At 65.5% G+C, this 13,603-nt stretch carries 8 protein-coding genes and 1 pseudogene; 5 read left to right on the forward strand and 4 right to left on the reverse strand.

Annotation, left to right across the window (positions count from 1 at the left end; translation table 11 throughout):
• The first annotated feature begins 63 nt into the window (after positions 1-63).
• The gene (locus FOM02_RS15445; protein ID WP_027562911.1) at positions 64-1,515 is read left to right on the forward strand and encodes a glutamate synthase subunit beta; all 1,452 of its coding nucleotides are present in this window, start codon (positions 64-66) and stop codon (positions 1,513-1,515) included.
• Between the two features lie 204 nt (positions 1,516-1,719).
• On the opposite strand, the pseudogene FOM02_RS15450 reads toward FOM02_RS15445, so the two are convergent.
• Positions 1,720-3,460, reverse strand: a pseudogene (locus tag FOM02_RS15450) (outer membrane beta-barrel protein).
• 193 nt (positions 3,461-3,653) lie between these two features.
• Between FOM02_RS15450 and FOM02_RS15455 the strand changes: the two are divergent.
• Positions 3,654-4,661: a KpsF/GutQ family sugar-phosphate isomerase gene (locus tag FOM02_RS15455; protein WP_027562913.1), complete on the forward strand. Its 1,008-nt coding sequence runs from the start codon at positions 3,654-3,656 to the stop codon at positions 4,659-4,661.
• Positions 4,662-4,703: 42 nt separating this feature from the next.
• On the opposite strand, the gene FOM02_RS15460 is transcribed toward FOM02_RS15455, so the two are convergent.
• Together FOM02_RS15460 and FOM02_RS15465 are read right to left on the reverse strand one after the other, a co-directional pair.
• Positions 4,704-7,487, reverse strand: coding sequence for a di-heme-cytochrome C peroxidase (locus tag FOM02_RS15460; RefSeq protein WP_027562914.1), 2,784 nt, complete (start codon positions 7,485-7,487; stop codon positions 4,704-4,706).
• A 193-nt stretch (positions 7,488-7,680) separates the two neighbouring features.
• Entirely contained in the window at positions 7,681-9,477 is a 1,797-nt protein-coding gene (locus FOM02_RS15465; RefSeq protein ID WP_027562915.1) for an adenylate/guanylate cyclase domain-containing protein, read from the reverse strand.
• Positions 9,478-9,696: 219 nt separating this feature from the next.
• On the opposite strand from FOM02_RS15465, the gene FOM02_RS15470 reads away from it, so the two are divergent.
• Entirely contained in the window at positions 9,697-10,329 is a 633-nt protein-coding gene (locus tag FOM02_RS15470; RefSeq protein ID WP_027562916.1) for a LysE family translocator, read from the forward strand.
• 142 nt (positions 10,330-10,471) lie between these two features.
• Here FOM02_RS15470 and FOM02_RS15475 read toward each other — a convergent pair whose 3' ends face one another.
• Positions 10,472-11,224 carry a sulfite exporter TauE/SafE family protein gene (locus FOM02_RS15475; RefSeq protein ID WP_027562917.1) on the reverse strand — a complete coding sequence of 251 codons (753 nt, stop codon included), beginning with the start codon at positions 11,222-11,224 and terminating at the stop codon, positions 10,472-10,474.
• A 150-nt stretch (positions 11,225-11,374) separates the two neighbouring features.
• On the opposite strand from FOM02_RS15475, the gene FOM02_RS15480 reads away from it, so the two are divergent.
• Positions 11,375-12,268, forward strand: a complete 894-nt coding sequence (locus tag FOM02_RS15480; protein WP_265441857.1) for a LysR substrate-binding domain-containing protein — start codon at positions 11,375-11,377, stop codon at positions 12,266-12,268.
• Between the two features lie 699 nt (positions 12,269-12,967).
• Positions 12,968-13,588, forward strand: a complete 621-nt coding sequence (locus tag FOM02_RS15485; protein ID WP_035730079.1) for a TetR/AcrR family transcriptional regulator — start codon at positions 12,968-12,970, stop codon at positions 13,586-13,588.
• The last annotated feature ends 15 nt before the right edge of the window (positions 13,589-13,603 follow it).

Genomic DNA, 13,603 nt, shown 5'->3' on the forward strand with positions numbered 1-13,603 from the left:
CGCGCGGCGCGCGCATCCCGGAACGACGGGAAAGAAAACTAAGCGGCAGGGACTTCGAGTTTAATGGGCAAGATCACGGGTTTTCTCGAAATCGAACGGCATGACCGCAAGTACACTCCGGTCACCGAGCGCGTGAAGCATTACAACGAGTTCGTCGTTCCCTTGAGCGAGAAGGAAGTGCGCGACCAGGCCGCGCGCTGCATGAACTGCGGCATTCCCTATTGCCACGGCACCGGCTCGGTCGCGCCCGGCACGCCCGGCTGCCCGGTCAACAACCAGATCCCCGACTGGAACGACCTCGTCTATCAGGGCAATTGGGAAGAAGCCTCGCGCAACCTGCACTCGACCAACAATTTCCCCGAATTCACCGGCCGCATCTGTCCTGCGCCGTGCGAAGCGTCCTGCACGCTCAACATCGACGACAACCCGGTCACCATCAAGACCATCGAATGCGCGATCGTCGACCGCGCCTGGGACAATGGCTGGCTGAAGCCCGAGGTCGCCGCCGAGAAGACCGGCAAGAAGGTCGCCGTGATCGGCTCCGGTCCGGCCGGCATGGCCTGCGCGCAGCAGCTCGCGCGCGCCGGTCATGACGTGCATCTGTTCGAGAAGTACGCCAAGGCCGGCGGCCTGCTGCGTTACGGCATTCCCGACTTCAAGATGGAGAAGGGCGTCATCGACCGCCGCGTCAGGCAGATGGAAGGCGAAGGCGTCACCTTCCACTACAACAGCCATGTCGGCGCTGACGGCAATGTCGATCCGCGCGAGATGCTGAACGAATATGACGCGATTGCGCTCACCGGCGGTGCGGAAGCCCCGCGCGATCTGCCGATCCCCGGCCGCGAGCTCGACGGCATCCACTATGCCATGGATTTCCTGCCGCAGCAGAACCGCCGCGTCTCCAATGAGCCGCTGGGTAGCGGCGCCGACATCCTCGCCGGCGGCAAGCACGTCGTCGTCATCGGCGGCGGCGACACCGGATCTGACTGCATCGGCACCTCGCTGCGCCAGGGCGCGCTGTCGGTGACCCAGCTCGAGATCATGGCCGCCCCGCCCGAGCGCGAGAACAAGGGCCTGACCTGGCCGAACTGGCCGCTGAAGATGCGCACCTCCTCCAGCCAGGCCGAAGGCGCCGTCCGCGAATTCGCCGTGCTCACCCAGAAGTTCACGGGCGAGAACGGCAAGGTCAAGAAGCTGCACTGCGTCCGCGTCGACGACAAGTTCAAGCCGATTGCCGGCTCCGAGTTCGAGCTCGACGCCGAGCTCGTCCTGCTCGCCATGGGCTTCGTCCATCCCGTGCACGAGGGTCTGCTCAAGCAGCTCGCGGTCGACCTCGACCCGCGCGGCAACGTCAAGGCCAACACGCTCGACTACCAGACCTCGCGTCCGAACGTGTTCACGGCAGGCGACATGCGCCGCGGCCAGTCGCTGGTGGTGTGGGCGATCCGCGAGGGCCGGCTGTGCGCCCGGTCGATCGACACGTTCCTGATGGGGAAGACGGATCTGCCGCGGTAGGCGCGGCGAGCCCCGCCGCCAGTTCAATAGACGGTGTCATCGCCCGGCTTGACCGGGCGATCCAGTATTCCAGAGACAGGTATCATTGAAACGATAGGCCGCGGCGTACTGGATGCCCCGGTCAAGCCGGGGCATGACCACGGAGTGGGTGGCGAGAGCGGAGCAAACCAAGCAGCATTCGCCCCAACGCCACGCGCCGCCGCCTCAGTTCTGCAGCCTCACCCCCAGCATCACCACCGTCCCCTGCGAGCTCGACGCCGCCTGGTTCGAATCCAGGATGTCATGCCGCAGCGTGCCCTTGATCCAGACGTTGCGGTTGAGCTTGTAGATCAGATTGCCTTCGAGCGAGAAGGTTTTGTCGTTGCGACCCTGGTTCTGGTAATCGTAGGTGCCGTAGGTGAACTTGCCGACCGCCGTGAGCCAGCGGCGGAAGTCGTGATCGACTTCGACACCGTAGGTGTGCACCAGCACGCCGGACGAGCCGGGGACGGTGGTCTCGGCGATCTGCGTGTCGGTGGCAAGTTTCACCGTGGTGAGGCCGCTCGCATTCCAGATCAGTGAGCCCGCGGTGAGGAAGCCGGAGAGCTGGCTGAGGCGCGGGTCGGTATAGTTGCGCGCGGAATAACCGACCGAGACCTCGCCGATGAGGATGCGCGAGAACTCGAAGGACGAGCCGACCTTGGCATAGCCGCCGTTTGAATCGCGGAAGTAGCCGTTGCGGTCGGCGGCCTGGTCGTGGACGCGGGTGTCGCCCTCGATCTCGACGAAGGGCTTGAGGCCCGGCTTCAGCTCGTAGGAGAAGCGGCCGACGCCGCCATACTGGTTGAAGTCGCGGTCGTTGTTGCTGAAGGTCGAGCCGTCGGTGAGCTTTGAATCCGTGTAGGCGGTGCGGTCGACGGTGGCGCCGGCGGCGACCTGGAAACGGTTGAAGGTCTGGTCGAAGCCGAGCGTCGTGCCGTAGGTGGCGTAAACCGGATATTTCTGCAGGCCGGCCTGCACGTTCGGGCTGCCGGGATTGTCGGTCGCGAGCCGCAGGCGGAGCTGCGAGGTCAGCTTGAGATCGCGGTCGACGTCGAGGCGGCCGTCGACATGGCCGGTGAAATCAGGCCGGTCGATCTCGACCGGCGAGGGCGAGGCAAAGCCGTCGATCGTCGCCGGCATGTTGTTGGTGTAGCCGGAGAACGACCCGCGCAGGTCCGCGACGAGCGCGTGGCGCTCCCAGTCGGATTGTACGAGGAGGTCGGGCGCGACGACATAGACCGGCGAGCCGACCGGCTTGTTCAGGCGCGCCGGGTTGGTGTCGTAGCCGGCGGAGAGCTCGAGCCCGCCCCTGATCAGGAAGCTGCCGGCATAATCGCCGACCGCGCCGAACGCATCGTCATCGGCCTTGAGGCGGCGGCGCAGCGGCTGGCCTGGCACATTGCCGGCCATCGCCGGGGCGACCGGTGTCTTGTGCGCGGTCTCCGACGGCGGCGGCGCGATGCGCGGCGGGCCGAGCGTCGTCACCGGCGTTACGGGGCTTCGGCTTGGCCTGCCCGGGATAGAGCTTGGGCTGCTGCCGCTTGCGGTTGAGCGAGTCATAGCCCGAGCCGCTCGCGCCGTTGGCGGCGGGCAGGCCGTAGGTCGGGACCTGACCGGCTGTGTTTTGGCCGAGGCGCGAAGGCGCTGGCGTCTGCTGGCGCTTGCGCGGATCGGCACCGGGATCGGGCAGCGTGGGCAGCGCGTCCGAGGGTGCCTGCGGCACGCCCGCCGTACGGCGTGTCGGCAGCGTGTCGGGCGAGGCGAAGCCGCCGCGGTTGGGATTGAACAGGTCGGGTGTGAGGCTCTGGGCCACCGCCGGGCCGCTTCCAAGAGCGGTCAGCGCAAGGCACGGGACGAGACACGGCAAAGCCGCACGCAACAATTGCGCGCGCTTGCTCCGGCCCCTGCCTGGAGACGACCCCACGATGGAATAACTCCAACGAAATCAAATGCTTCCACGATGGCCTCCGCTGGCTGGCGGGAACCCATCGTTAATGGACTTAAAACAATTATGGTTAATGACCGGTTGAGGGCATTTGCGGCCGCGTCGCCTCACCAGCCCGGGCGTGCTAAGCAGGCGCCAACGGGCGAATGCCCCACCCTTCCTGGACCTGATCATGCCGAGTTCGAAACCGCTGATGACCCAATCATCCGGCCCCATCCCTGATAGCGTCGAATCCGCGCTCCGCACGCTGGAGACGGAGAGCGGCGGCATCAACGCGCTCGCCGCCGCGCTGCGCGGCCCGCTGGGCGAGGCGTTTGCCAAGGCGGTCGATCTGATCCGCAACGCCAAGGGCCGCGTCATCGTCACCGGGCTCGGCAAGTCCGGCCACATGGCGCGCAAGATCGCGGCGACCCTGGCCTCGACCGGCACGCCCGCGTTCTTCGTCCACACCGCGGAAGCTGCCCATGGCGACCTCGGCATGATCACCGCGGACGACGTCATCATGGCGTTGTCCTGGTCCGGCGAGCAGCCGGAGATGAAGACGCTGGTGAATTATTCGGCGCGCTTTGCAATTCCCATGATCGCGGTGACGTCGAACGCTTCGTCCTCGCTGGGACAGGCCGCCGACATCGTGATCGAGCTGCCGAAGGCGCGCGAGGCTTGCCCGCACAATCTGGCGCCGACCACCTCGACCATGATGCAGGTCGCGATCGGCGATGCCATCGCGATCGCGCTGCTTGAAGGCCGCGGCTTCACCGCACTCGAGTTCGCGCATTTCCATCCCGGCGGCAAGCTGGGCGCGATGCTGAAATTTGTCCGCGACTACATGCGCACCGGCGCGGAGATTCCGGTCAAGCCGCTCGGCACCAAGATGTCGGATGCGGTGGTCGAGATGTCGGCCAAGGGCCTCGGCTGCGTCTGCATCGTCGATGAGGCCGGCGGCATCACGGGCATCATCACCGACGGCGATCTGCGCCGCCACATGCGCCCCGATCTGCTGACGGCGTCCGTCGACGAGATCATGACCAGGCAGCCCAAGACCGTGCCGCCCTCGATGCTCGCGACCGAAATGATCGAGGTGCTGAACACAAGCAAGATCACGACGCTGGTCGTGACCGAGGCGGACAAGGTGGTCGGCATCGTGCATCTGCACGACCTGCTGCGCGCCGGCGTGGCGTAGTCCTATCGCCGTCGTGCCCGGGACAAGCCCGGGCACATCAGCTCACAGCGTCTTCAGATACTCGATCAGCTCATAGCGCTCGTCGTCGTCCTTGAACATGCGGCCGATCACGCCGTCGCGTCTCGGCTCGCCGTCTTTAAGCTCGAACGAATGGCCGCGCACGCTGTTGCCCTGGACCGGCTTGCCGTCCGATCCGGTCATCGAGAACTGCGTTTCACCCGTCTTGCAGCGCTCGTCGGCGGTGACGGCGAAGCCGACGGTCACGGGATCATAGTCGCGGCGGCCCATGCAGAATTTGGTCGGGCGTTCGTTCTGCGGCTTGAGCAGCCAGTACAGCGAAGGCACCGAACCGTTGTGCAAATAGGGCGCCGTCGCCCAGATGCCGTTCAGCGGACGCGCGCGGTAGCGCGCTCCCCCCACCGGATTGAGGCAGTTCTTGCGCGCGAGATTCCACAGCTTCGCCCGCTCGGCGTCCGACAGCTTCTCGTCGTCCATCCATTTGCGGGCGACGAGATCCACCACCGTCATCAGGCCGAGCGCATAGACCATCTCGTTGGGCGAGGCGCTCGCGGTCGGGACATCGCATTGCCACCATGTCTGCAGGTCGGCCGTATTGACCTTCAGGAAGCCGGGCACGTCGATGATCCTGTTGCTGAGCACGAGCGTCTGCTCGGGGTCGGTGTTGATCTCCTTGAGGGGAATCGTGACCGCGTTCAGCACCTTGCTGTCGCCGCTCGGCTCCCAGCGTCCTGACGACCAGAATGCCGGGGTGTCGACCGCTGGCAAATGGCATCCGGAGCACATCTCGGCGTAGATCTTGCGGCCCTTCTCGGCCTTGTCCCTGTCGATCCTCCAGGCATCGCCGAGGATTTGCGACGGCCATTTCGGCGACAGCAGGCCGCCGAATTTCGGACCGGTGGCGGGATCGGGCGACTTGAAGGGATCGGGACCCCTCAGCATGTCCTCGATCCAGCCGAGCGTGTTGACGTGAACCGAGGAGCGCCAGATCCTGTCGCCGGGATAGGCGTCGGACAGGTTGAGCAGCGCCGTCACGCCGAGCGCTTCGCCGGCGTTGCGGATCAGCGGCTGCTCGATCGAGGCGTCGTATTGCGCGAACTTGAACCACGGCACGGTCCAGATCGGGGGATAGCTCACCGGCGCGTCCTGGGCGTGCAGGTTCTTCTCGAATCCCTTGACCCCGCTCAGTGCGAGATCCTGCGAGAACACCTGATTGCCGATGCGATTGAGGGCGTCGAGGCGGCCGAACCCTTCCTCAGTGTCCTTCTGCTGCCTGCCGTCCCAGGTCTTCTTGCCTTCGATCGTCTCGTTATATTTCTCTTGCCAGCCGATCAGGAACTTGCCGATCGCGCTGAGCTTCTGCTTCAGCGCGTCGCGATCCGTCTTGCCGGCGTCGGCGCCGAGCACGCGATCGGCGAAGCGGTCGAAGCGGAACGGAACGTAGAGCGTGTAGGCGATCGACAGGCCGGTGGCGAGCTCGAGCTTCTTCAGGTCGGTCATGGCCGGGCCGCCGTCGAAGCGGACGTCGATGCCCTGGTAATGGATCTGGCCGGTGTGGCAGGCGGCGCAGGTCAGCCCGATCTTGTCCTCCTCGCGTCGGCCGCTCGCAGGATCGATGACGCCGGTCATCCGCGCAAAGCCGACCGGCAGGCCGTCGACGTTCTCGGCCGGCGTCCATCTCGTCGACCAGTCCGGTACCTGCTTCGTGTCATAGACATTGGCGTAGCCGAAGCGGCGCAGCGTGGTCTCGTCGGTCTGGACCGACTGTGGGCTGGGGATGAAGCCGAAGCTTTCGAGATAGGCGCTGTCCTTCATCATGCCCGGCTTCGAGAACAGACGCAGGCGCGGCTGCTCCAGCGCCACGAACCACTCATAGGGCACCGGGAAGGTCGCAGTGCCCTGACTCGCATGGTGAAACCAGTGCCGGTCCTTCAGCGACCAGTTCTGCTCGAGCCAGAAAGCGGCCTTGGTGTCGGGCACCGCGGGCAACGGCGGCGGCAGCAGCTGCGCGAGGATTCCCTTCTGCGGCAGCATGGCGCGGACCTGGTTGGGGAATTCGGCGACCGCAACGAGCGCGAGAAGCGCGCCGGCGAGGAAGAGCCCGGCGATCCCGAGAGCCCAGCGAAACCTGAGTGCGCAGGATGACAGCAGCGGCTGTGACACGATCCGCTGGGTGATCCTGTCGGGGAATTTGCGCTCGTTGAACAGCGTGCGCACGTCGGCCACGCTGAGATAGAGCTCCGCCTTCTTGCCGTCGACCTTGCCCTTGCCCATGATCTTCAGCAGGACTGGCCATTCGAACTGCATCAGCGCCGGGTAGTACCAGCGCGCGGCGCTGCCGGCGCGCTTGAGATTGTCGTGCATGAAGGTCTTGATTTCCGCGGCGTTGAGGCCTGGCTCGCTGACGCCGGTGTTCGGATCGGTGTAAATCCGGCCGAAGCTCTGGAGGCGCGCGATCTCGTCCTCGTTGACCTTGCCGTCGACGCCGAGGATGCGCGAGCCGGCGCCCAGTTTGTCCAGCGGGCCACCGCGCAGCGCGTCGAGCTGCGGGCCGGACCAGATGCTCTTGAGGATGTGACTGAAACCGTTGGCGATCGTCGCAACGCCGCGGACCTGGATGCGGGCCCAGATCTTCTTCAGTCCGGTCTCGCCGCTCGCATTCGCGATGGTCTGCGACAGCGTGTTGAGCGGGACGGTCCCGCCGTCGACAAAACCTTCGCCGACGAGGCCGCGCAGGAACGGGCAGGGATTGTCTGGCGAGACTGGGATCGAGGGGTCGAAGGGCGGCTTCGAAGCGGGGTCGTGCATGGCCCAAATCCTACAAACAGCGAATCGTGAAATAACGCGCCGATAAAGCGCGAAAAGTCCTAACAAACCGGCAGCACACTATACTACTTCAGCGTGTAGCGAAGTGTGTCCGAATTCACTGTCGCGTCAACACGGGCAGGCGCGAGGTCGGGGAAAACCCGGAAGGGATCGCAGACGGCCGCCGCCTGCCTTTTCAGGATTCGGCGGCGCGTTTGACGTCGCTCTGGACCAGGGTCAGCTTGCCAAGCGGCACGCCCGCATTCAGGAGCCCCTCGCGGTAATGGGCGAGGTCCTCGGGCCGCTTCCAGTGGAAATTGCGCAGGTGACGGTCGACATTCAGGGTCGGGTAATTGGTCATCAGCACCACGGTGGCCTCCGCCGCCTCATCGTCCCGGCGCAACTGTGCAAGCGCCGCCGCGCGGATCGCCAGCGCCTGCATGTGGTTCGGGTTGATGTAGAGCTGCTCGCGGGCCCATGACAGCGTCGCGTCGTATTGTCTCAACAGATAATGGCTGAAGGCGTTCAGCGCGGCCCATTGATAGCGCGGGTCGCTGTTGTCGCGTTGGGCGGCCATCGAGAACAGCTCGATTGCCTCGCGGTGCTCGCCGATGACGAAATGGCAGATGCCGAGCACGCCGCGCGCGCCCATGTCGTAGGGATTGAGTGCGACCGCGCGCTTGGCGGCGTCCATCGCGGCCTCGTAATGGCCTTCCATCGCGTGCGCCCAGGACAGGATCGAGAACGCAAAGGAGGAACGCGGGTCGAGCCGGACGCTGGTCTCGGCGAGGTTCATCGCCTCGGCCCACATTTCGCGCGTGCCCTTGACCCAGCCGAACTGGATGCTCTGGATCTGGATCGTGGCGAGATAGGCGTGCGCGATCGACAGTTTGGGATCGAGCCTGATGGCCTCCCGGAACAGGTCGACGGCGGTGGCGAGGTCCTCCTTGGTCTGCCGGTAGTAATGCGACAGCCCCTTGAGGAAGCGGTCCCAGGCGGTCACGTCGGTGGAGGGCCGCGCCGGCGCCGAGGCTTCCGCGCGGACGATCTCGGTCGCGATGGCGGCGGACAGATTGGTGGTGATCTCGTCCTGCATCGCAAAGAGGTCGCCGATGTCGCGGTCGTAGCGGCCGGTCCAGAGCTGCTCGCCGGTCTCCGGGGCGATCAGCTCGGCGGTGACGCGGATTTTTGCGCCGGCGCGCCGCACCGAGCCCTGGATCAGATAGGTGGCGTCGATCTCGCGCGCGATCAGGCGGGTCGAGACATTCTTGCCCTTGAAGGCGAAGGTCGAGTTGCGGCTCAGCACGCGATAGAACGATTGCAGCGCCAGCGCGTGGATCAGATCCTCGGTCAGGCCGTCGGAGAAATATTCGTCCTGGGCGTCGCTGAGATTGGCGAAGGGCAGCACGCCGACGATCGCGGTGCGGTACTGCTGCGACAGGACGGATGCCTCCCGTAGCTCGGGGAGGAGTGCCGGTGCGTTCTCGGGTGTCCAGGTGAAGACCCCGACCGCGTCCTTGATGTTCTTGAAACGGTGGTTGCCGGCATCGGTCAGCGGCACCTGGAGATGCTTGCTCGCCTCCCGGTAGGCCTTGGCCGAGATCGCGAAGCCGCCGGGGCTCGCCACCGCTTCGAGGCGAACGGCGATGTTGACGTCGTCGCCGAAGACCTCGTCCTCGTCGGCGATGACATCACCCATGTGGATGCCAAGCCGGAATTGCATGGCGCGGTCGGTCGGCAGATGGTGGTTGCGCTCCGCCATCAGCGTCTGCATCGCGATCGCGGCCTCAGTGGCGCCGACGATCGAGGGGAATTCCAGCAGGAAGCCGTCGCCGGTGTTTTTGACGACGCGGCCGCCGTGATTGAGGATAATGGGGTGAATCGCGCTGCGATGGGCTTTGAAGGCGGCATGGGTGCCGGCCTCGTCGCTGCCCATCATGCGCGAATAGCCGGCGACATCGGCGCAGACGATGGCAGCCAAACGTCTTTCCATAGCCCCGGAGCTCCAAGGGATCGAGGACCGGCCACGGCGTGGCAGTCGCCTCGAATCCCGCATTTCAAGAACCCTGCCTTTATAGAGCAGATGCGGCCGAGCGAAAGTATGATCCGCATTGCAAATTCGCGGTAAATTTGACGCATCCTGGTGGTGGACGCCGGCGGGCGAACCGACTAAGCCGACCCTTTGTGGCAGGCGGTCGGGCGGGCACCTCACATGCTGGGCATTCACGAGATCTGGCTTTTCATCCTGGCGGGCATAGTGCTCAACATCACGCCGGGCCCGGATACGGTCTATGTGATCGGCCGCAGTATGCAGATGGGCTGGAGGGGCGGCGCCGCGGCCGCGCTTGGCATCAGCTGCGGCTGCTTTTTCCACGTCGCGGGCGCCGCGATCGGCCTTTCGGCCTTGCTGATGGCCTCGTCCACCGCATTCTCGATCCTGAAGCTGGTCGGCGCGGCCTATCTCATCGTCACCGGACTTCAGATGTTGTGGTCGCGCCCGGCGCTGGCGCCGGCCACCGACGAGCCGGCGCTGAGCTCGCTGCGACGGGTGTTCCTCCAGGGCGTCTTCACCAACGCGCTCAATCCCAAGGTCGCGCTGTTCTTCCTGGCTTTCCTGCCGCAATTCGTCGCAGCCGATTCCGCCCACAAGCCGCTCGCCTTCCTGACGCTCGGCCTGATCTTCATCTCGACGGGAACGCTGTGGTGCCTGGTGCTGGCCGCTTTCGCCGCCAAGGCCGCGCATCGCTTGCGCAGCTCCGAAGGCGCGATCGCCTGGGTCAACCGAGCGCTCGGCGGCCTCTTCATCTATCTCGGCATCCGCGTCGCCATGCTGGAGACGCGGTAGATCGTTCGAACGAATGACATTGCGTAGGGTGGGCAAAGGCGCAGAGCGCCGTGCCCGCCATTTGGCGATCCGGACGGTCAGGAATGGTGGGCACGCTTCGCTTTGCCCACCCTACGATCTCTATGAGCCGAAATCGTAGACCTCAGGCGAACTCTTTCAGCAGCGCGCCGCCGGCGAGATAAAGCCCCAGCAAAATCATCGCGATCAAAAACCAGCGGCGGAACGCTTCTGCCGGCATCCGCGCCCGCACCGACTGGCCGACGAACATGCCGGCAAAGGCCATCGCCATCGCGACGGCGCCCGGCACGGCATTGGCCGGTGTCAGCAATCCACCGGCGGTGAGATTGAAGGCGAGCGCCAGCGTCGCGGTGGTGAAGAACACGCCGAGCGCCTGCACCAGTTCGTCCTTCTCCATGCCGATCGCCTGCATGAACGGCATCGAGGGGATCACCTGCACGCCCGTCGAGGCCGAGATCACGCCGGTGATGAGGCCGACCACGCCGCCGACCCATTTCTCGTTCTGCGGCGCGACGTGGAACTTGAATTTGCTGAGGCCGATGATCGCGTAGATCACCAGCAGGACGCCGAGCACCACGGTGCCGTAACGCGCATGGGGGCCGGTGAGCGCGCCGGCATTCAGCCAGCAGCCGATCACGGTGCCGATCATCAGCGGCCATAGCCGCTTCAGGATGTCGCGCAAATAAGGGCCGACAAAAGTCTGCCAGATGTTGGTGACGATGGCGGGCACGATCACGATGGCGATCGCGCGGCTGGGCGCCATGCTCACCGCGAGCAGGCCCATGGAGACGGTCGGCAGGCCGAGCCCGACCACGCCCTTGACGAATCCGGCGATCAGGAACACGGCGGCGATGACGATGAGAAGCGGGTCGATCATGTCGGACACATTGACCGAAGCCGCATCCCGGCACAATCTGGAGGTTCCGGAGATAGCCTTCGCCAGTTACGAAGTCTGGAGCACGATCCGGGAAAGTGTGCAGCGGTTTTCCGAAAGATCGTGCTCAATCAACAAGGTTGGAGACCTGCCATGCGTTTTGATCTCGTCGATCTCCAGCTCTTCATCGCGGTCGCGGACCAGCGCAGCATCACCCGCGGCGCCGAGCGCTCGCACCTGGCGCTGGCCTCCGCCAGCGCGCGCATCAAGGGGCTCGAGGATGCGCTTGGCGTCGCCCTGCTCAAGCGCGGGCGGCGCGGCGTCGAATTGACCGCGGCCGGTGAGAGCCTGCTCGATCATGCGCGGCTCGTCATCCACCAGATCGACGCCATGCGCGGCGATCTCGCCGGCTTTGCCAGCGGCGTGCGCGCCAGCGTGCATTTTCTCGTCAACACCTCGGGGCTGTCGGAGCATCTGCCGAAGGCGCTGGCCGGATTCCTGCACGAGCATCGCGATGTCGCCGTCGACATCGAGGAGCGCGAAAGCACCGATATCGCGGCCGCGATCACCGCGGGCGCCGCCGATCTCGGCTTTGCCGCCGAGCATGCGCTGCCCGATCATATCGAGCGCTTCGTCTTCAGCGAAGATCATTTGACGCTGGTGACGTCGCGGCGCGGCCCGTTCGCGGGCCGCCGCCAGATCGACTTCCAGGAGACGGGCGCGTGCGATTTCGTCGGGCTCACCAGCGCCACCGCGCTCCAGATGCACATTTCGAAGCACGCCGCCCGGCTCGGCATGCGCCCGCATTATCGCGCGCGCATGCGCGATTTCGACGCGATCTGCCAGATGGTCGCCGCCGACGTCGGCGTGGCCCTGGTGCCGATCTCCGCCGCCCGCCGCTGCGCCAAGCTGATGCCGCTCGCCATGGTCCGCCTGCGCGATGCCTGGGCCAACCGCAAGCTCGTGATCTGCGCCCGCAGCGTTCAAGGCGCTGCCAAGGCGGCCAAGATGCTGGTGGAGCATTTGCGGGGCGGAGGGCGGGTGTGAGGAGGCTGTTGGCTGCGAACTGGCGTGAGCTCGCATCGTGGCCGCAAGCTTCAACTGCGCTCCCTCCCCCCTTGCGGGGGGAGGCGGGGGAGAGGGGTGGCCCAGCAAAAGCATAAGCCGTCCAACCATCGCGCAGGGAAGGCCGTGTGTTGGGCTTCACCTGTATACCGCTGTGCGGTCTCCTTGCGCTACCTATTCGCGCAGCGGACCGCGGGTGCTAGCTGGCACCCGGCCTTCCCTCCCTCTTGGCTTTGAGGGTGGAATGACCAAGCAAAGCTCGGGTGACATCAGCCGCGAGGATGCGAAGGTGTGTCTGCAGCGCCGTAGTCCGTAGGATGGGTAGAGCGCAGCGAAACCCATCATGCTTCGGCGTTCACGGGAGTCGATGGGTTTCGCTCCGCTCTACCCATCCTACAAGAGCCGTTCCGAAAATTGCGATGCCGCCCCATAGCAGCGAACTCTTTGTCCATCCCGCCACCCCGAAGTGCGCGCTCCGCGGCGCAATGCGCCGTGGAGCAAGCCTCGAAGGGCGACGGCCCAGCTGCATCTCGGCCGCTCATCCTTCGAGGCTCCCCATGGGACGCGTCGCGTCCCATGCCTCGCACCTCAGGATGACGGATCTGGCAACGACGTACAGGCCAATCCCCCATCACAACCACGTGTCTTTATTCGGGAACAATCATTCCCTATTATGCCGCAATGCAAAAGACAGCCCGCCGATCCCAGCCCGCAGCCCGTCCGCCCGGACGGCCCCGGGAGTTCGACATGGATACCGCGCTCGACCGCGCCGTGCGCGTGTTTCGGGAGCGCGGCTATCATGCCACCTCGATCGGCGACCTCACAGCGGCGATGCGGCTCGCCACCGGCAGCGTCTACAAGGCGTTTCGCGACAAGCATGCGGTGTTCCTCGCCGCCTTCGAGCGCTACACGGCGCTGCGCCAGGAGCAGACCCGCAGCGCGGCGGCCGAGGGCGACAACGGCCGCGAGCGGCTGCGCAACGTGCTGCTGTCCTATGTCGCGCATTCGCAAGGCATCGAGGGGCGGCGCGGCTGCCTTGTGGTCGGCAGTGCGGTCGAACTGTCGGCGGTCGATTCCGCCGTCGCCGCCCGCGTCCGCGCCCAGCTCGAGACCAATGAAAGCTTCATCGCCGGCCTGATCCGCGAGGGCCAGGCCGACGGCTCGATTCCCGGCCATGTCGAGCCCGATGACACCGCGCGGCTGATGATCTGCATCACGCAAGGCATGCGCGTCGTCGGCAAGGCGCGCCTGCCGCTCGACGGCACCCGCATCGTCGGCATCGCGATGAAGCTGCTCGCCTGAATTTGTGTCGTATTA

Origin of the sequence: Bradyrhizobium sp. SEMIA (assembly GCF_014844175.1) — a bacterium.
Lineage (GTDB): Bacteria > Pseudomonadota > Alphaproteobacteria > Rhizobiales > Xanthobacteraceae > Bradyrhizobium > Bradyrhizobium arachidis.

Coding starts and splice junctions, on each gene's coding strand:
- FOM02_RS15445 (WP_027562911.1), top strand. CDS start 64: ATGGGCAAGATCACGGGTTTTCTCGAAATCGAACGGCATGACCGCAAG.
- FOM02_RS15455 (WP_027562913.1), top strand. CDS start 3,654: ATGCCGAGTTCGAAACCGCTGATGACCCAATCATCCGGCCCCATCCCT.
- FOM02_RS15460 (WP_027562914.1), bottom strand. CDS start 7,487: ATGCACGACCCCGCTTCGAAGCCGCCCTTCGACCCCTCGATCCCAGTC.
- FOM02_RS15465 (WP_027562915.1), bottom strand. CDS start 9,477: ATGGAAAGACGTTTGGCTGCCATCGTCTGCGCCGATGTCGCCGGCTAT.
- FOM02_RS15470 (WP_027562916.1), top strand. CDS start 9,697: ATGCTGGGCATTCACGAGATCTGGCTTTTCATCCTGGCGGGCATAGTG.
- FOM02_RS15475 (WP_027562917.1), bottom strand. CDS start 11,224: ATGATCGACCCGCTTCTCATCGTCATCGCCGCCGTGTTCCTGATCGCC.
- FOM02_RS15480 (WP_265441857.1), top strand. CDS start 11,375: ATGCGTTTTGATCTCGTCGATCTCCAGCTCTTCATCGCGGTCGCGGAC.
- FOM02_RS15485 (WP_035730079.1), top strand. CDS start 12,968: ATGCAAAAGACAGCCCGCCGATCCCAGCCCGCAGCCCGTCCGCCCGGA.